Source organism: Erwinia sp. AC075 (assembly GCF_979253995.1).
In genome coordinates, this window is the sequence record NZ_CEEDEU010000001.1 from 686036 (window position 1) to 702661 (window position 16626).

The 16626-nt window shown below is 57.4% G+C and carries 19 protein-coding genes and 2 pseudogenes; 15 read left to right on the forward strand and 6 right to left on the reverse strand.

The window, feature by feature from the left end:
* Positions 1 to 40: 40 nt before the first annotated feature.
* Positions 41 to 730 carry a cysteine hydrolase family protein gene (locus AC0IXH_RS03125; RefSeq protein WP_346566703.1) on the reverse strand — a complete coding sequence of 230 codons (690 nt, stop codon included), beginning with the start codon at positions 728 to 730 and terminating at the stop codon, positions 41 to 43.
* Positions 731 to 872: 142 nt separating this feature from the next.
* Here AC0IXH_RS03125 and AC0IXH_RS03130 point away from each other — a divergent pair, with 142 nt between their 5' ends.
* Positions 873 to 1826 (forward strand): GlxA family transcriptional regulator, encoded by a 954-nt coding sequence (locus AC0IXH_RS03130; protein WP_346594222.1) that lies wholly within the window; start codon positions 873 to 875, stop codon positions 1824 to 1826.
* A 69-nt stretch (positions 1827 to 1895) separates the two neighbouring features.
* Here AC0IXH_RS03130 and AC0IXH_RS03135 read toward each other — a convergent pair whose 3' ends face one another.
* Positions 1896 to 2426, reverse strand: coding sequence for a hypothetical protein (locus AC0IXH_RS03135; protein WP_105759969.1), 531 nt, complete (start codon positions 2424 to 2426; stop codon positions 1896 to 1898).
* Positions 2427 to 2999: 573 nt separating this feature from the next.
* On the opposite strand from AC0IXH_RS03135, the gene phnF reads away from it, so the two are divergent.
* The 13 genes from phnF to phnE (AC0IXH_RS03200) all read left to right on the forward strand — a co-directional run bounded on the left by phnF (position 3000) and on the right by phnE (AC0IXH_RS03200) (position 13528).
* Positions 3000 to 3716 (forward strand): phosphonate metabolism transcriptional regulator PhnF, encoded by a 717-nt coding sequence (phnF, locus tag AC0IXH_RS03140; RefSeq protein WP_471719939.1) that lies wholly within the window; start codon positions 3000 to 3002, stop codon positions 3714 to 3716.
* Positions 3717 to 4163: a phosphonate C-P lyase system protein PhnG gene (gene phnG / locus AC0IXH_RS03145; protein WP_265910861.1), complete on the forward strand. Its 447-nt coding sequence runs from the start codon at positions 3717 to 3719 to the stop codon at positions 4161 to 4163.
* Complete coding sequence (phnH, locus tag AC0IXH_RS03150) at positions 4163 to 4738, forward strand: phosphonate C-P lyase system protein PhnH (RefSeq protein WP_471719940.1); 576 nt, start codon at positions 4163 to 4165, stop codon at positions 4736 to 4738. The genes phnG and phnH overlap by 1 nt, the downstream gene beginning before the upstream one ends.
* Entirely contained in the window at positions 4738 to 5811 is a 1074-nt protein-coding gene (locus tag AC0IXH_RS03155) for a carbon-phosphorus lyase complex subunit (protein WP_471719941.1), read from the forward strand. The genes phnH and AC0IXH_RS03155 overlap by 1 nt, the downstream gene beginning before the upstream one ends.
* Complete coding sequence (locus AC0IXH_RS03160) at positions 5804 to 6649, forward strand: alpha-D-ribose 1-methylphosphonate 5-phosphate C-P-lyase PhnJ (protein ID WP_206404750.1); 846 nt, start codon at positions 5804 to 5806, stop codon at positions 6647 to 6649. The genes AC0IXH_RS03155 and AC0IXH_RS03160 overlap by 8 nt, the downstream gene beginning before the upstream one ends.
* Positions 6646 to 7407, forward strand: a complete 762-nt coding sequence (gene phnK, locus AC0IXH_RS03165) for a phosphonate C-P lyase system protein PhnK (protein WP_053142301.1) — start codon at positions 6646 to 6648, stop codon at positions 7405 to 7407. Before AC0IXH_RS03160 ends, phnK begins: the two co-directional genes overlap by 4 nt.
* Positions 7408 to 7421: 14 nt before the next feature.
* A complete protein-coding gene (phnL, locus tag AC0IXH_RS03170) occupies positions 7422 to 8123 on the forward strand; it encodes a phosphonate C-P lyase system protein PhnL (RefSeq protein WP_346566707.1) in 702 nt (233 codons plus the stop codon).
* Positions 8120 to 9256 (forward strand): alpha-D-ribose 1-methylphosphonate 5-triphosphate diphosphatase, encoded by a 1137-nt coding sequence (phnM, locus tag AC0IXH_RS03175; protein ID WP_471719942.1) that lies wholly within the window; start codon positions 8120 to 8122, stop codon positions 9254 to 9256. The genes phnL and phnM overlap by 4 nt, the downstream gene beginning before the upstream one ends.
* Positions 9256 to 9795 (forward strand): ribose 1,5-bisphosphokinase, encoded by a 540-nt coding sequence (gene phnN, locus AC0IXH_RS03180; protein WP_471719943.1) that lies wholly within the window; start codon positions 9256 to 9258, stop codon positions 9793 to 9795. The genes phnM and phnN overlap by 1 nt, the downstream gene beginning before the upstream one ends.
* Positions 9796 to 9933: 138 nt before the next feature.
* Positions 9934 to 10767: a phosphonate ABC transporter ATP-binding protein gene (gene phnC, locus AC0IXH_RS03185; RefSeq protein WP_346566710.1), complete on the forward strand. Its 834-nt coding sequence runs from the start codon at positions 9934 to 9936 to the stop codon at positions 10765 to 10767.
* 26 nt (positions 10768 to 10793) lie between these two features.
* The gene (gene phnD, locus AC0IXH_RS03190; RefSeq protein ID WP_471719944.1) at positions 10794 to 11720 is read left to right on the forward strand and encodes a phosphonate ABC transporter substrate-binding protein; all 927 of its coding nucleotides are present in this window, start codon (positions 10794 to 10796) and stop codon (positions 11718 to 11720) included.
* A gap of 60 nt (positions 11721 to 11780) precedes the next feature.
* Positions 11781 to 12650, forward strand: a complete 870-nt coding sequence (gene phnE / locus AC0IXH_RS03195) for a phosphonate ABC transporter, permease protein PhnE (RefSeq protein WP_471719945.1) — start codon at positions 11781 to 11783, stop codon at positions 12648 to 12650.
* A complete protein-coding gene (phnE, locus tag AC0IXH_RS03200) occupies positions 12647 to 13528 on the forward strand; it encodes a phosphonate ABC transporter, permease protein PhnE (protein ID WP_471719946.1) in 882 nt (293 codons plus the stop codon). Before phnE (AC0IXH_RS03195) ends, phnE (AC0IXH_RS03200) begins: the two co-directional genes overlap by 4 nt.
* Positions 13529 to 13612: 84 nt before the next feature.
* On the opposite strand, the gene AC0IXH_RS03205 is transcribed toward phnE (AC0IXH_RS03200), so the two are convergent.
* The 3 genes and pseudogenes from AC0IXH_RS03205 to vapB all read right to left on the reverse strand — a co-directional run bounded on the left by AC0IXH_RS03205 (position 13613) and on the right by vapB (position 14826).
* Positions 13613 to 14230 carry a dTMP kinase gene (locus AC0IXH_RS03205; protein WP_151037071.1) on the reverse strand — a complete coding sequence of 206 codons (618 nt, stop codon included), beginning with the start codon at positions 14228 to 14230 and terminating at the stop codon, positions 13613 to 13615.
* A 211-nt stretch (positions 14231 to 14441) separates the two neighbouring features.
* Positions 14442 to 14531, reverse strand: a pseudogene (locus AC0IXH_RS03210) (VapC toxin family PIN domain ribonuclease); the annotation flags it as partial.
* 76 nt (positions 14532 to 14607) lie between these two features.
* A pseudogene (gene vapB, locus AC0IXH_RS03215) lies at positions 14608 to 14826 on the reverse strand (type II toxin-antitoxin system VapB family antitoxin).
* Between the two features lie 130 nt (positions 14827 to 14956).
* Between vapB and AC0IXH_RS03220 the strand changes: the two are divergent.
* The gene (locus AC0IXH_RS03220) at positions 14957 to 15586 is read left to right on the forward strand and encodes a LysE family translocator (RefSeq protein WP_471719947.1); all 630 of its coding nucleotides are present in this window, start codon (positions 14957 to 14959) and stop codon (positions 15584 to 15586) included.
* A 119-nt stretch (positions 15587 to 15705) separates the two neighbouring features.
* Here AC0IXH_RS03220 and AC0IXH_RS03225 read toward each other — a convergent pair whose 3' ends face one another.
* Positions 15706 to 16101 carry a hypothetical protein gene (locus AC0IXH_RS03225; RefSeq protein ID WP_471719948.1) on the reverse strand — a complete coding sequence of 132 codons (396 nt, stop codon included), beginning with the start codon at positions 16099 to 16101 and terminating at the stop codon, positions 15706 to 15708.
* Positions 16102 to 16626: the final 525 nt, after the last annotated feature.

Below are 16626 nucleotides of genomic sequence, written 5' to 3' on the forward strand. Positions count from 1 at the left end.
GGTCAGGCATTGCCCGGACCTGCAGAGTGACTTTCAGGCGTTAATTCACCGGCAGTGCCAGCACTTGCTGCGTGGTCTTAATCTCAGCAAACACATCAGCCACGCCGGCCAGGGCAGCACGCTGTAAATCGTTATGGTCAATCACCTTGCCATCCCAGGTGTCCAGATCGCGGGTGGCGGTGGCATCTTCCGGGATAATCACCTGGTAGCCCAGCGGCACCGCATCACGCGCGGTGGAGGAGACGCACATATGGGTCATCAGACCGGTAACAATCAGATCGCTGATCCCTAACTTCTTCAACTGCGCATCCAGGTCGGTGCCCACGAATGAGCTCGGGGTGGCTTTGGTGATCACAAGGTCACCGTTGGCCGGGCTCAGATCCTTGTGAAAATCGGCAAAGTGGCTGCCTTTGGCAAACAGCGGGCCGTCTGCCGGGCCTTCATGACGCACGAAGACCACCGTCATGCCTTTTTTATGGGCAAAATCCACCAGCTTTTTCGCCTCTTTCAGCGCTTTCAGGCCATCAGGGATTTTCATTTTTCCATCAAAGTATTCGTACTGGAAATCGACCACAATCAGCGCGGTTTTTTTCGCGGTCAGCGAAGTGATGGGCGTGGCGCCACTCAGGGTGCGGATGGTTGGCGCGTTAGCCTGGCGACCGTCGGCGAAGGCGGCGGAAGACGCCATCATTGACAGCGCCAGGGTAGAACAGATAAACAATTTCTTCATGGTATTGTCCTTCTCAGTTTAAGGTAGCGGTGCCGCTGGCACCCTTGTTGACGGCGAGAAGTATGACGATTTTCGTCGATGTCCAGCAGTAGCCTGGATAACCAAAAGCGAGCAGATTGGGCCAACCTCAGGGAGAACACCGGTGATAACCCGCGTAGCGATAGTGGTATTTGATGACATCATCCCTTTTCATCTTTCCGTGCCGTGCGCGGTGTTTGAAAAGGCGCTTAATCCTGACGGAACGCCCGCCTATCAGATGACCATCTGCGCGCCCGAACCTGGCGTGCTGCGCACCAACGCCGGTTTTTCTATCGTGGCCGAACACGGGCTGGAGGCGTTGCAGGAAGCTGAGATGGTGATTGTGCCGAGCTGGACGGATCCGGCACGGTCGCCTTGCCCGACGCTGTTAACGTCGCTGCGGCAGGCGCATCAGCGCGGCGCGACGATAGTGGGGTTGTGTATGGGCGCCTTTGTGCTGGCGGCGGCGGGATTGCTGGATGGACGGCGGGCGACGACGCACTGGCGCTGGACGCCGGAATTTATCCGCCTCTATCCGCAGGTCAACATCGATAGGGATGTGCTGTATATCGACGAGGGCGACATTGTGACGTCAGCAGGAACGGCCGCCAGTATCGACTGCTGCCTGCATCTGGTGAGGAAACTGCGCGGGGCCGATGTGGCGAACAGCGTGGCGCGACTGCTGGTGGTGCCGCCGCATCGTCAGGGTGGGCAGGCGCAGTACGTCGAGCAGCCGGTGTATAACACCAAAAGCGGCGATCACTTTCTGGCATCGCTTAACTGGGCAACGGAAAATTTGCAGCAGCCAATTTCACTGGAGTCGCTGGCCGAACGTGCCTTTATGAGCCGCCGCAGCTTCACCCGACGCTTCCAGCAAACCACCGGCACCACTTTTACGCAGTGGCTGTTAAACCAAAGGCTGGCGGTGGCGCAGCGCTTCCTGGAAAAAACCGACCAGTCGGTGGAGCAGGTCGCCTGCCATGCGGGCTTTACCTCCGCAGTGGTGTTGCGCCGTCATTTCAAAAAGCAGTTCAACACTTCGCCAGGCCGTTACCGCCGGGAGTTCGGGGCAAGGTAAACACGCCGTCGTACATCCCCCAACGCATTCGCCAGAACAGCCCGATTTCTCGGGCTGAATGACAGTGGCTTAGTGAACCTGCAACAGCGCTTCGCCGTCAATCATGGCCAAGCCATGACGGGTGCGGATAAAGCGCGGTGCCTTAAGATCGTCAGCCAGCACGTGCAGCATATCGTAGAGCATTTCGATCAGCTGGTCTGACAGATCCGTCGGCTGCTGCTGGCTAAGCAACACCAGCGTCAGGGCCGAACAATATCCGCAGAGCGTATCCGAATCGGCCGTCAGCGGATTGACAGCGCCGCAGGGCTGACCCTCATCGACCGTTAACTGCGCAACCAGATAATCCGGCAAAGGCTGCTCTAATACCAGCTTCAGCACTTCCAGCCCGGCGAACAAACGGCCACAGAGCGCCATGCGTTCGGTGGTACTGTCATTCTCAATTAATGCGTCGACGTAGCACTGGCACCGATCCAATATCTGGAACAGATCCAGCGCAGGACTTACCGGTAATTCCAGCAGTGCCGTGATTTCAAGATCAAAAATAGACGGTGTGGAAGTGAAATCATGTCGAACGTCTGTGTTACTATTCGCGTTAGCCATATTCGTTCTCCTATAACGTTTGTGGTCAGACGCCCTGATTGTGGTTCCAAGCACTTTCGGGGCGTTGCTTTTTGTTACGCGGAAATAAGGGGTTGTACGTAACAGAAACTATTCTCCTGTATGGATATATAGGAGTCAATGCCAAAGCGGCGGTAAATACTGACGCGGGAGAATGTCGTTAATTTTCTTCGAGTCGGCTCGCAAAAATAATTAAACGCGGGGTTTTGTTGCAGGATTAGTGCCGACGCCAGAAGAGTATTGGTGTTGCGCATAATATTAAAATGTTAATAAGAGATATAATTCTTTTTATTATTCATCATACCTTTCGGGCTACGCGCCAATAATCCTGACCTGATATCTGCTGCTAATCTTCCTTGTTTTCCGAAAACCGGTTCTGCAAATGCGCAGGCTCACTGCCTGACTCTGCCCTGAGCCTCAAATTCATCTGCCCGACACTTAGCCTTAACCCCGCTGTCACATTGCGCACGCAACATACCTGCATTGAAAAAGTCAGGTCGCCAGAGCATTGCCGTCTCGCGACACCGCCTCCTCCCTGTGATTGAGGATTTTTCCATGCTGAACCTGTCCAGACATCCGACCACTGTATATCAGGCGATTGCCGCCCAGCTTGAAACGGAACTCAGCAACACCTACCGCTGCGGGGAATACCTGCCTTCCGAAAAACAGCTGGCGGAGCGCTATGCCGTCAATCGCCATACGCTGCGCCGCGCGGTGGATGAGCTGGTCAATAAAGGCCTGGTTCAACGGCGGCAGGGCGTTGGCATCCTGGTGCTGATGCGCCCGTACAACTATCCGCTGCATTCGCAGGCGCGCTTCAGCCAGAACCTGCTGGAGCAAGGCAGCCATCCCACCAGCGAACGTCTGCTGGCGGTGCTGCGTCCCTGCAATGCGGAAATCGCCGCCGCACTTGGCCTCGTTGAGGGCGACACGGTGATCCATCTGCGCACGCTGCGTCGGGTGAACGGCGTGCCGGTGTGCGTGATCAATCACTATCTTCCCGACCTGCGCTGGTGGCCGAGCCTGCAGCAGTTCAACTGCGGATCGCTGCATGACTATATGCAACAGAACCTGTCGCTGGCGTTGTCCCGCAAGCAGACCCGCATTACCGCACGTCGCGCCCAGGCTAAGGAGAGCAAACTGCTGGAAGTCGCGCTGCACTCGCCTTTGCTGTGCGTCCGCACGCTTAACACCACCGGCGAGCAGCAACTGGCGGAATACTCCGTCAGCCTGACGCGCGCCGACATGATTGAACTGACGCTGGAGCACTAAATGGATCCGATTAAGGCAAGACAGCGCTGGCTGTCGGTGCTGGCTCACTGTCAGCCCGCGCAGCTGCTGGCCCACTGGCAGCCGCTGAATCTTCATCCGCATTACGAACAACTGAGGGTGCCGGAAACCGGTCTGACCCGCCTGCAGGCCAGAATGGGCGGCACCGGACGCCGCTTTATTGTGGGCGATACCACCGTTACCCGCGCCGTGGTGCGCCTGGATGACGGCGTGTGTGGTTACAGCTACGTGATTGGCCGTAATAAAGCGCATGCCGAACTGTGCGCGGTACTGGATGCCCTGTTGCAACAGAGCAGCAGCGCCGAACGGATCCAGCAACAGATCATCGCGCCTCTGGCCGCCGCCCGCCAGGAGCTTCTGACCCAGCGTGCCCGCGAAATCGCCAGCAGCCGCGTCGACTTCTTTACCCTTGTCCGGGGAGATAATTAATGACCTTACTTGCCAGCTTTACCCATCCGGTTGCCGATTCTCAGCGGGCCTTTCGCCGCATCCTGAAAGCCATGAGCGAGCCGGGCGTGATGGTCTCGTTGCCGCATCTGCCGGCCTGGGGACGGGTATCTTCCGCCGCCACCGCGGTACTGATGACGCTGGTCGACCGCGAAACGCCGGTTTACCTCGACAGCACCCTGAATGATGAGGCGCTGCTGACCAATCTGCGCTTCCATACCGGTGCGCCGGTAACCGAACAGACCGACGCGTCGTTTGCGCTGCTGCATGCCAGATCCGATACCGCGATTGGGCAGTTTTCGGCAGGGAATAACGTTTCGCCGGAGAAAAGCACCACGGTGATTATCGAAGTGCCCAGCCTGAACGGCGGGCTGACGCTGCGCCTCAGCGGTCCCGGCCTGCTGGAAACGCGGGCGATTGCACCGCAGCTGCCGGAAGGCGTGCTGCAGTATCTGCGCGAGCGCCCGCACTGCTTCCCGCAGGGCATCGATCTGATTTTCACCTGTGGCGAAAACATGATGGCGTTGCCACGCACCACTGACGTGAGGGTCTGCTGATGTACGTTGCCGTTAAAGGGGGCGAGAAGGCGATTGAAGCCGCCCATCAGCTGCAGGAAAACCTGCGCCGTGGCGAAGGCAAGGATGAACTGCAGTGCCAGCAGATCGACCAGCAGCTCGGGCTGGCGGTCGATCGGGTGATGACCGAAGGCGGCATCCACGATCGTGAACTGGCGGCGCTGGCGATCAAGCAGGCCTCAGGCGATTTGGTGGAAGCCATCTTCCTGCTGCGCGCCTATCGCACCACCTTGCCACGCCTGGCCGACAGCCTGCCGCTGGCCACCGAGAATATGCGGCTGGAACGTCGCATCTCCGCCGTCTACAAAGATTTGCCCGGCGGACAGGTGCTCGGCCCGACCTATGACTACACCCATCGCCTGCTGGATTTCACCATGCTGGCAGAAGGTAAAGCGCCCGCTGCGCCGCGTGCCGAACAGCCGCTGGATGAACGCTGCGCGCATACCTTTGACCTGATGACGCGCGAAGGGCTGGCCCTGCGGGAAGAGGATGACGGCAGCGAACCGGTGGATATCACCCGCGATCCGCCGTCCTATCCGTCGCCGCGTTCCGCCCGTCTGCAACAGCTGGTGCGCGGCGATGAAGGTTTCCTGCTGTCGCTGGGTTACTCGACCCAGCGCGGCTACGGACGTAATCACCCGTTTGCCGCGGAAATCCGCACCGGCTATCTGACGGTGGAGATTGCGCCGGAAGAGCTGGGCTTTTCGCTGGATATCGGCGAGATCCTGCTGACCGAATGCGAGATGGTCAACGGCTTCACCACGCCTGCCGATAAGGCACCGCACCTGACGCGCGGCTATGGCCTGGTGTTTGGCCGCGCCGAACGCAAAGCAATGGCGATGGCGCTGGTGGATCGCGCGCTGCAAACCGGCGAACACGGCGAGTGCGTGACCAGCCCGGCGCAGGACGAAGAGTTTGTGCTGTCCCACGCCGATAACGTGGAGGCGGCGGGCTTCGTCTCGCACCTTAAGCTTCCGCACTATGTTGATTTCCAGGCCGAGCTTGAGCTGCTCAACCGCCTGCGTGCCGAATACCAGGAGAAGCACCGTGACTGAACTGAGCGGTTATAACCCCGGCTACCTTGATGAACAGAGCAAACGCACTATTCGTCGGGCGATCCTGAAAGCGGTGGCCATTCCGGGCTATCAGGTGCCGTTCGGCGGCCGCGAAATGCCGATGCCGTATGGCTGGGGCACCGGCGGCATCCAGCTGACCGCCAGTATCATTGGCGAACACGATGTGCTGAAGGTGATCGACCAGGGCGCGGATGACACCACCAACGCCGTCTCGATCCGTCGCTTCTTCCAGCGGGTGAGCGGCGCGGCGACCACCGAGCGAACGGTGGACGCTACCCTGATTCAGACCCGTCACCGCATTCCGGAAACGCCGCTAACCGAAGATCAGATCCTGATTTTCCAGGTGCCGATCCCGGAACCGCTGCGCTTTATCGAGCCGCGCGAAACCGAAACCCGCACCATGCACGCCCTGGAAGAGTACGGAATTATGCAGGTGAAGCTGTATGAAGATATCGCCCGCTACGGCCATATCGCCACCACCTACGCCTATCCGGTGAGGGTCAACGATCGCTACGTGATGGACCCGTCGCCGATCCCGAAATTCGACAACCCGAAGATGGACATGATGCCCGCGCTGCAGCTGTTTGGTGCCGGACGTGAAAAGCGCATCTATGCCTTGCCGCCGTATACCAAAGTGGAAAGCCTGGACTTTGACGATCACCCGTTTACCGTGCAGAAGTGGGAAGAGCCCTGCGCGATTTGCGGTTCACGGCACAGCTATCTGGACGAAGTGGTGCTCGACGATCAGGGGACCCGGCTGTTTGTCTGCTCCGACACCGATTACTGCCACCAGCAACAAGAGGCACACCAAGCATGATCAGCGAACACCCCCTGCTGGCCGTTAACCAGTTAACCCACCTTTATGCGCCAGGCAAAGGCTTCCGCGACGTGTCGTTCGAGCTGTATCCCGGTGAAGTGCTGGGCATTGTCGGCGAGTCCGGCTCCGGTAAAACCACGCTGCTGAAGGCCATTTCCGCGCGCCTGGCACCGCAGCAGGGCAACATTATTTATCAGGGACAGGATCTGTACGCCTTAAGCGAAAGCGATCGCCGCCGGCTGCTGCGCACCGAATGGGGCGTGGTCCATCAGTATCCGATGGATGGCCTGCGTCCGCAGGTGTCTGCCGGGGGCAATATCGGCGAGCGTCTGATGGCCGTCGGCCAGCGCCATTACGGCAATATCCGCGAAACGGCCGGCCAGTGGCTGGAAGATGTCGAAATCCCGCTGTCGCGCATCGACGACCTGCCGGGCACCTTCTCCGGCGGCATGCAGCAGCGTCTGCAGATTGCCCGCAACCTGGTAACGCATCCGAAGCTGGTGTTTATGGATGAACCAACCGGCGGGCTGGACGTGTCGGTGCAGGCGCGCCTGCTCGATCTGCTGCGCAGCCTGGTGCGGGATCTGAATCTGGCGGTGGTGATTGTCACCCACGATTTGGGCGTCGCGCGTCTGCTGGCCCATCGCCTGCTGGTGATGAAAGAGGGTGAGGTGGTGGAAAGCGGGCTGACCGATCGGGTGCTGGACGATCCGCATCATCCTTACACGCAGCTGCTGGTCTCTTCGGTGTTGGGTTAACTCTGGAATAAAACATGACTCTTCAACTTCGCGTCGAAAATTTGTCGAAAACCTTCGTGCTGCATAATCAGCACGGTGCCGAGCTTCCGGTTTTACAGCATGCCAGCCTGGAGGTGGGGGCGGGGGAATGCGTGGTGCTGCACGGCCATTCGGGCAGCGGGAAATCCACGCTGCTGCGTTCGCTGTACGCCAACTATTTGCCGGACAGCGGTCATATCTGGGTCAGGCATCAGCAGGAATGGATCGATCTGGTCAGCGCGCCGGCGCGACAGATCCTCGCACTGCGCCGCGACACCATTGGTTGGGTCAGCCAGTTTTTGCGGGTGATCCCGCGCATCACCACTCTGGACGTGGTGGCGCAGCCGCTGCGGGAACGGGGAGTGGATCGTCAGGAGAGCGAGGAGCGCGCCAAAGCCCTGCTCAGCCGTCTGAATGTGCCTTCCCGCCTGTGGGGACTGGCACCGTCAACCTTCTCGGGCGGCGAGCAGCAGCGGGTAAACATCGCCCGTGGCTTTATCGCCGATTATCCGGTGTTGCTGCTGGATGAACCGACCGCCTCGCTGGACAGCACCAACAGCGCCGCGGTGGTCAGCCTGATTGAACAAGCCCGCGATCGCGGTGCCGCCATCGTGGGCATCTTCCACGATAGCGCGGTGCGCGACCGTATTGCCAACCGTCTGCATGTGATGAACCCTGTTGCCGAGAGCGCCTTATGATCATCAATAACGTCAAACTGATTCTGGAAAATGAAGTGGTCAACGGATCGCTGGCCGGTGAAAACGGCGTGATCCAGGCCTTCTCGGACACCGCAAGCCAGCTGCCGGGCGCGATCGACGGCGAAGGCGGCTGGTTGATGCCGGGGATGGTCGAGCTGCACACCGATAACCTCGACAAATTCTTTACCCCACGTCCGAAGGTGGACTGGCCGGCCCACTCGGCGATGAGCAGCCACGATGCGCTGATGGTCGCCAACGGCATTACCACCGTGCTGGATGCGATTGGGGTCGGCGACGTGCGTGACGGCGGCCACCGGCTGGATAATCTGGAGAAGATGATCAACGCCATTCGCTACAGCGAAAAGCATGGACTGAATCGCGCCGAGCACCGCCTGCACCTGCGCTGCGAACTGCCGCATGACTCCACCCAGCCGCTGTTTGAGCAGTTGATGTGCACGCCGGAACTGTCGCTGGTGTCGTTGATGGACCACTCGCCGGGCCAGCGTCAGTACACCTCGCTGGAGAAGTATCGCGTCTATTTCCAGGGCAAATACAACCTGAGCGATACGGAAATGGATGAGTTTGAATCCAGCCAGCTGCGCTATGCCGAGCGCTGGTCGAAGCCGAATCGCGAAGGGATTTCCGCCTGGTGCCGCAAATACAATATTCCGCTGGCCAGTCATGACGACGCCACGCTGGCCCACGTTGAAGAGTCAAAGCAGGTCGGCAGCGTGATTGCGGAATTCCCGACCACCGAAGAGGCGGCGAGAGCCTCCCGCGAGCAGGGATTGCAGGTGCTGATGGGCGCGCCGAACATCGTGCGTGGCGGATCGCATTCCGGCAACGTGGCCGCGCATCAGCTGGCGGCGCTGGGACTGCTTGATATTCTCTCCTCCGATTACTATCCGGCCAGCCTGCTGGATGCGGCCTTCCGTATCGCCAACGATGCGGATAATGGCTACGACCTGCCGGCGGCCATTGCGCTGGTGACACGCAATCCGGCCCGTTCGATTGGCCTTCACGATCGCGGGGTGATTGCCGAAGGGAAGCGCGCCGACCTGGTGCTGGTTAAGCAGCATAACCAGCAGGTTTACGTGCGCTCGGTGTGGGCGAAAGGCAAGGCCGTTTACTGATGGCCAGGCTGATCTGGCTGATGGGCGCGTCAGGATCGGGCAAGGACAGCCTGCTTGATGCGCTGCGGGAAACGGCTCCCGCCGGGGTGCTGGTGGCCCATCGCTACATCACCCGCGCTGCCGACGCCGGGGGCGAAAACCATGTCGCCCTCAGCGAGGCCGAGTTCAGCCGGCGGCGTGCGAAGGGGCTGTTTGCCATTGACTGGCAGGCGCATCAGCACAGCTATGCGCTGGGCATCGAGATCGACTTCTGGCTATCGCAAGGGCTGGATGTGGTGGTGAACGGTTCACGGCTGCATCTGCCGGCCGTTGAACGGCGTTATGGCGCGCAGCTGCTGCCGGTCTGTTTGCAGGTCTCGCCTGACGTGCTGGCCCAGCGTCTGCGTCAGCGGGGCAGGGAGAGCGAAGAGCAGATTGCCCTTCGGCTGCGCCGCGCAGCGGAAGGAGCGCCCGCATGCTGCACGATGCTGAATAACGACGGTCCGCTCAGCCAGACGCTGGACCATTTTCTGACGCTGCTGGCCGAGCCCACGGCGTAAACGGCCTGATGGCGCTGGGGTTTTCTCTTTCACCTTCCGGCGTCACGCTTTCATCATCCCGTTGTCATTAAAACGTCACCCCGCTCACCCTTAATAGGGCGCACAAGGCGTAACGCCTGACTCACTACGGGAAATATTATGGCACAGGCACTTTTAAAACCGGCTCCCGCTCCTGACGTCACACCGCTACGGGCAGCACAGAAAAAAGTTCTGGCAGTGAAGGGCCTCGGCAAAGCCTATAACGCGCAGGAACGCGTGTTGCACGACATCAATTTCGATCTGCACGCCGGTGAGCTGGTGGCGGTGGTTGGCCGTTCCGGCGCGGGGAAATCCACCTTGCTGCACGTGCTGAACGGCACCTTACCGGCCACGGACGGTGAAATTCTTAATTACCGCGACGGCGGTCAGCAGCAGAACATCGTTGAGCTGAATGCGCGCCAGATGCGCGAATGGCGCAGCGAATGCGGGATGATTTTCCAGGACTTCTGCCTGGTTCCGCGCCTCGATGTGCTCACCAATGTCCTGCTTGGCCGTCTCAGCCAGACCTCTACCCTGAAATCCTTCTTCAAAGTGTTCCCGGATGCGGATCGTGCCCGTGCGATTGGCCTGCTGGAGTGGCTGAATATGCTGCCGCAGGCGCTGCAACGCGCCGAGAACCTGTCCGGCGGACAGATGCAGCGCGTGGCGATTTGCCGTGCGCTGATGCAAAACCCAAAGATTCTGCTGGCCGACGAACCGGTCGCTTCCCTCGATCCAAAAAACACCCGCCGCATTATGGATGTGTTGCGTCAGGTGAGCGACAACGGCATCAGCGTAATGGTCAACCTGCATTCGGTTGAGCTGGTGAAAGAGTACTGCACCCGCGCCATTGGCATTGCCAAAGGGCGCATTGTGTTTGACGGGCATCCGTCGCAGTTAACAGAAGATCTTCTCCATACGCTGTATGGCGAAGAGATGACGCAACTTAACTAAGACCTTTTTGGGATACGGACTCAGCAATGAAAAAATTATTTTTATCGGCAGTACTGGCCAGCGTGATGGCGTCTGGCGTTGCTCAGGCTGCCACGCCAAAGGAACTGAACTTAGGCATTTTGGGTGGTCAGAACGCCACGCAGCAGATTGGTGATAACCAGTGCGTGAAGGATTTTTTTGATAAAGAGCTGGGTACCGATACCAGGCTGCGCAACTCTTCCGACTACTCTGGCGTGATCCAGGGCCTGCTGGGCGGCAAAGTGGATATGGTGCTGAGCATGTCACCGTCGTCTTACGCTTCGGTGTACATCAACGATCCGAAAGCGGTGGACGTGGTCGGCATCGCGGCGGACGACACCGACAAGTCAACCGGTTACCACTCGGTGGTGATCGTCAAGGCCGACAGCCCGTACAAAAAACTGTCCGACCTGAAGGGCAAATCATTCGGCATGGCGGATCCGGATTCGACCTCTGGCTTCCTGATCCCGAACCAGGCGTTCAAGAAAGAGTTTGGCGGCAGCGTGGATGATAAGTACAACGGCTTCTTCAAAAGCGTGACCTTCTCCGGTGGCCATGAGCAGGACGTGTTAGGCGTGCTGAACGGCCAGTTCGAGGGCGCGGTGACCTGGGCGTCAATGATCGGTGATTACAACACCGGTTACACCAGCGGCGCGTTCACCCGCATGATCCGCATGGATCACCCGGACCTGATGAAGCAAATCCGCATTATCTGGGAATCGCCGTTAATTCCTAACGGCCCAATCCTGGTGAGCAACAAGCTGGATCCGGAATTCAAAGCGAAGCTGATTACCGCCATCAAGAAGCTGGATACCAGCAACCACAGCTGCTTTATCAAGGCGATGGGCGGCACGCAGCACATTGCGCCAGCCACCGTGGCTGACTACAAAAACATCATCGAGATGAAACGCGAGCTGACCAAGGGCGCGCGTTAAGCTGTCACTGCGGACAACGCCCTGTGCTGTGAGCAGGGCGTTGCCACAAGAGAGTTCCGTATGCAAAACACTGAGTTCGAGCGCTATTATCAGCAGATCCGTGGCAGGCAAAAACGCGATACGGTGCTCTGGTCACTGGTGCTGTTGGCACTGTATCTGGCTTCCGGCACCCTTTCTGAGTTCAGCCTGACCACCGTCTGGTCGTCCCTTCCGCATTTCTTCGATTACCTGGCCGAAACCGTCCCCGTTCTGCACTGGAAGCTGCTGTTTGCCAATGGGCACACGGAGGGATCGCTGGCGTACTGGGGTTACCGTCTGCACATTCAGCTGCCGTTAATCTGGGAGACGCTGAATCTGGCGTTAGCAGCCACCATCCTGTCGGTGATTGTCGCGGTGATCCTCGCCTTTCTGGCGGCGGATAATACCCAGTCGCCGGTTGCGGTGCGCTATGCCATCCGCACGGCGGTGGCCTTCTTACGTACCATGCCGGAGCTGGCGTGGGCGGTGATGTTTGTGATGGCCTTTGGCATTGGGGTGATCCCCGGCTTTATGGCGCTGGCACTGCACACCATCGGCAGTCTGACCAAGCTGTTTTATGAAGCGATTGAGAGTGCGTCCGACAAGCCGGGGCGCGGGCTGGCGTCCTGTGGTGCCGGGCCGTTGCAGCGAATGCGCTTTGCCCTGTGGCCGCAGGTGAAACCGGTGTTTCTGTCATACAGCTTTATGCGTCTTGAGGTGAATTTCCGTCAGTCGACCATTCTCGGGCTGGTGGGTGCCGGCGGGATAGGTCAGGAGCTGATGACCAATATCAAACTGGATCGTTACGATCAGGTGAGCATGACCATGCTGTTGATTATCGTGGTGGTGTCGTTACTGGATACGCTCTCCGGGCGGTTACGCCGATGGGTGGTTGAGGGGAAAGCAGCATGATTGCACTAGCCGGTTCAGAGACATTGCACAGTATGAAGACGCAGCACAGCGAGCTGTTTTCTGTTCAGCGCCGTTATTTGCGCCGGACCGGGATGGTGGCGGCGTGCATTCTGGCTTACTACATTTTCTTTTTTAACATGTTCGGCATTAGCTGGGCGCAGATCGCCACCGGTTCGCTGCAAATCAGCCGTTATTTCCTGCGGATGTTTGTCTGGCATGACGTGGCCAACTGGCCGTTCGCCTACTACTTCAACCAGATTTTCATCACCCTGGCGATCGTGTTTGCCGGCACCCTCACCGCCACGCTGGTGGCGTTACCGGTGTCGTTCCTTGCGGCGCGTAATGTGATGTCATCGAAGCCGCTGCGGCCGGTGGCGCTGGTGGTCAGGCGTTTACTGGATATTATGCGCGGCATTGATATGGCGATTTGGGGACTGATTTTTGTCCGCGCCGTCGGGATGGGGCCATTGGCCGGGGTGCTGGCGATTGTGATGCAGGATGTCGGGTTGTTGGGCAAGCTGTATGCGGAAGGGCACGAAGCGGTCGAGCGCTCGCCGGGCAGGGGATTGAATGCGGTGGGCGCGAACGCGTTGCAGAAGCACCGCTACGCGATTTTCACCCAGTCTTTCCCGGCGTTTCTGGCACTGAGTCTGTATCAGATTGAGTCGAACACCCGTTCAGCGGCGGTATTAGGCTTTGTCGGCGCAGGCGGCGTGGGTCTGGTGTATGCCGAGAATATGCGTTTATGGAACTGGGATGTGGTGATGTTTATCACCCTGATTCTGGTGGTGATCGTGATGGCGATGGATTACGTGTCTGCCAAATTGCGTAAGCGCTATATCACCGGCAAAGCGATTCCGTTGTTTGGTCAGGAATAGGGTAGGGATAAAATGGATGCCGCATCCCTGCGGCAGGCGAGGGTGAGGATCCTGTTTGAGGTGATCTGCCCGCAAAATCGATGCTTACAGGCACTCATGCACCCTGTAGATCTCAGAAACCACGTGCATCGTTGCGACCTCGAGCGGTCCGTCATTACGGCATAAAACCCAGCCGTTATCTGCAACTTCTCGCTCGAACGCCTCGGTACACGCGACATGTTCGTCCAGCTTGTGGATCACCGTACTGCTTAGCCCACGCGTTCTGGCTGCGGCCCTGGCCCATGAAATCTCCGGCGCTGTGACCACCCCGACATGCAGATCGGGCGTGCGCACGTTTCTCTCGAGGTTAAGCTGTAAAATCTCTGCAAAGGGAACCATCCGGCGAAACGCGGCATCCGACGGATACCAACGATCCATCAGGATGATGCTACCCGGTGGCTGTTTAGTCAGCACATGCCGGGAGATCCATGCACGGCTATCAGCAAAGCGCTCACAAACTTCCCGTTCCAAATCCATGGCGGGATCTCTGGCAAATCTGTTTACCAGGGCCATGGTCTCTTTCCGCCAGGGATCGCTTTTTTTCTCGCACAGCCGGATCACCTTTTTGTTATCAGCCCTGAGTACTTGGGTAATGGCCTCCAACAGTGTGGTTTTACCGACCCCCTTGGGACCGTCCAGAGAGACAAACAGCGGACGATTCATAGTTGAAATGACGATGGGTAGGGGGTTTGTGTAAAAATTAAAACGGGTAAAAGCATCTTATTTCCATACCAAAGAGATTAGAGAAGTAGCAGCAGATTGCCGGTCTCGTAACAAATTTATCGTAATGAATCACCTATGCTGAGCTTCCACTCCTGTGCGGGTCCTGAACCTCTGTCGCCAGTTCCAGCGATGACAGGCCACTCAGGCATCGTTAGTTAACCCAGTCTTCTAATACCAGACCGGGCACCCGCTCAAACTCTCTCGTATTGTTTATCACCAGGATTACACCGGCTGCTATGGCGCGGATTACGGCTGCCCGCGCATAATGAACGAGCAGATATTGGTATCAAGCATATCGGTTTTGTTCGTGGTTGAAATCATCTTTCATCGATGACATCGTTCTCACGCTTGGCCATAAAGTCCTCATCAGCTTTCTCCTGCTGAGTAAACGAGCCCCAGGTCGGCCGGACGGGACGCAGGATAATGCTGTCGCCTTCGCGAACAATCTACAGTTCGCTGACGCCCTCAAAGTCCAGATCGCGCGGCAGAAGGATCGCGCGGTTAGTACCGTTTTTAAAAATAGAAACTGTCCGCATGGTTTTTCCTCTTATATCGGGTCGGCAGGGTTGTTCCCTGTCAGGTGAAGAAATCAGCGACAGGATATAGTAAATATTTGCGCGAATAGATATAACAGACGCAAAGGACAACCTTACCGCTGAGGAAAACATGGCGCTATCCCATGAATTAATTCTGATTTATTCCACTTACTTTATCGCAACTGCCAGCCCCGGACCGAGCAACATGGCTATTATGGCTACGGCAATGAATAAGGGCCGTGGGGCGGCGTTGGTTCTGGCTGGTGGCGTGATAGGTGGGTCGATGATGTGGGCACTACTGGCGGCCTGCGGCGTGCTAACCGTGCTGTCGACCTTCGCGCAATTGCTGATCGTGTTAAAAATCGGCGGCGGTTTATACCTGTTATGGCTGGCATTCAAAGCGAGTAAATCGGCACTTTCGCCTTCTGATCCCACGGTGTTCAAGACCCATGATAAAAGCTTCGCGTATGGCGAACTTTTCCGTCAGGGTATCCTGATGCACGTTGGCAATCCTAAAGCGATCCTCACCTGGGTGGCGATCATGTCTATAGCACTCAAACCAGGTGCGGCAGCCTATACGTTACCCATGATCATCTTCGGCTGTGCAGCTATTTGCGTGGCGGTGTTCTGCGGTTACGCGCTGCTGTTCTCAACGGCATTAATGAGCGCATTTTATCGTCGTATCCGCCGCGGGCTTGATGCGTTGTTAGCCTGCTGCTTTGCTATTGCTGGCCTGAAGCTGGTTTTCAGTCGCAGCTAAAGGTAGCTCCCTATTTATTCATTACTCGCTCGGGCGTTTGCCACGTCGGCGGTCGGCACAGTGCAGTCATACGACCAGGGCAGGATTCCGCCGTGGCTTATCCGGGGCCGTTTTGATTATTAAGGCCGTGCATCGCGTAAGCAGGACCGAATCCTGTGGATGACGGTGTCGGGATGACCCGTAACCGGCCCGGACAGGGTGACAAACACCCAGTGACCGGCCTTTAGCCCGCTGCATATTGCCCTGCATTTTTCATCGTCTTCAGGGCGTGTCTGCGGGAATATCATCAGCGGCCGCTTTTCATCCTCTTCAAAATACCGCAGGATCCCAGCTAATTTTTGGTCTGCAGTTATGCCCTCCGGGGCACTGACCACAACGATCGCCGGTCCTTTTCTGATACAGAGATCGGCCACAGATCGGTCATCCCTCAGGGCGGGCGAAGACAATTCACCGGCGGGTGATAATATGAAAATATGGCTGTCCAGCGGACCCACCGTTACGTTTTGGCTGATCATGTCGGTTAACCTGTCTTCCCGTTTATTACCAGAGCACGGTTTGCCTGGCATGTTGCGCTGTCTGATTTATTCCTGCCGTTAACTGTGAGCATGAATTGTTTCAATTTTATTACACGGCGATATAAAACAACTCCCTGCCGTATAAGTTAAACTTAATAAATAAGAAGGGATATTTTATATATAAAATGCATGTTCTGTTTTTTCTCTTACGTTACAGGTCAGCTTGCGCCTGGCATTGGCTTATAATCCATTAAATTCATTATCATGCGTTTTGTACAACAACATGCCCTTGCACAGACTATGGGCTAGTGTGTTGATTATAAAGACGTAAACGCATTAGGTCAGGGAAAGTAATAATCATCAGGTAAATGAATTTAATCGTGCGGTATCCTGCGTCCGTATTTTTTAACTCATCTTCAGTCAGAATGCATATTTTCGGTGATCCGGTGCGGTCGCGTTAAGGGTTTCTGTTCGATCCTGCTATATCCTATTTTTTCATGTTAGAATCCCCGATTATTCTCAATG

Bases quoted from the DNA above. Each gene is read 5' to 3' on its own strand.
- AC0IXH_RS03205 (WP_151037071.1), bottom strand. From the start codon at position 14,230: ATGAATCGTCCGCTGTTTGTCTCTCTGGACGGTCCCAAGGGGGTCGGT.
- phnC (WP_346566710.1), top strand. From the start codon at position 9,934: ATGGCACAGGCACTTTTAAAACCGGCTCCCGCTCCTGACGTCACACCG.
- AC0IXH_RS03135 (WP_105759969.1), bottom strand. From the start codon at position 2,426: ATGGCTAACGCGAATAGTAACACAGACGTTCGACATGATTTCACTTCC.
- phnH (WP_471719940.1), top strand. From the start codon at position 4,163: ATGACCTTACTTGCCAGCTTTACCCATCCGGTTGCCGATTCTCAGCGG.
- phnN (WP_471719943.1), top strand. From the start codon at position 9,256: ATGGCCAGGCTGATCTGGCTGATGGGCGCGTCAGGATCGGGCAAGGAC.
- phnK (WP_053142301.1), top strand. From the start codon at position 6,646: ATGATCAGCGAACACCCCCTGCTGGCCGTTAACCAGTTAACCCACCTT.
- phnD (WP_471719944.1), top strand. From the start codon at position 10,794: ATGAAAAAATTATTTTTATCGGCAGTACTGGCCAGCGTGATGGCGTCT.
- AC0IXH_RS03220 (WP_471719947.1), top strand. From the start codon at position 14,957: ATGGCGCTATCCCATGAATTAATTCTGATTTATTCCACTTACTTTATC.
- phnE (WP_471719945.1), top strand. From the start codon at position 11,781: ATGCAAAACACTGAGTTCGAGCGCTATTATCAGCAGATCCGTGGCAGG.
- AC0IXH_RS03125 (WP_346566703.1), bottom strand. From the start codon at position 730: ATGAAGAAATTGTTTATCTGTTCTACCCTGGCGCTGTCAATGATGGCG.
- AC0IXH_RS03155 (WP_471719941.1), top strand. From the start codon at position 4,738: ATGTACGTTGCCGTTAAAGGGGGCGAGAAGGCGATTGAAGCCGCCCAT.
- phnE (WP_471719946.1), top strand. From the start codon at position 12,647: ATGATTGCACTAGCCGGTTCAGAGACATTGCACAGTATGAAGACGCAG.
- phnM (WP_471719942.1), top strand. From the start codon at position 8,120: ATGATCATCAATAACGTCAAACTGATTCTGGAAAATGAAGTGGTCAAC.
- phnG (WP_265910861.1), top strand. From the start codon at position 3,717: ATGGATCCGATTAAGGCAAGACAGCGCTGGCTGTCGGTGCTGGCTCAC.
- phnL (WP_346566707.1), top strand. From the start codon at position 7,422: ATGACTCTTCAACTTCGCGTCGAAAATTTGTCGAAAACCTTCGTGCTG.
- phnF (WP_471719939.1), top strand. From the start codon at position 3,000: ATGCTGAACCTGTCCAGACATCCGACCACTGTATATCAGGCGATTGCC.
- AC0IXH_RS03225 (WP_471719948.1), bottom strand. From the start codon at position 16,101: ATGATCAGCCAAAACGTAACGGTGGGTCCGCTGGACAGCCATATTTTC.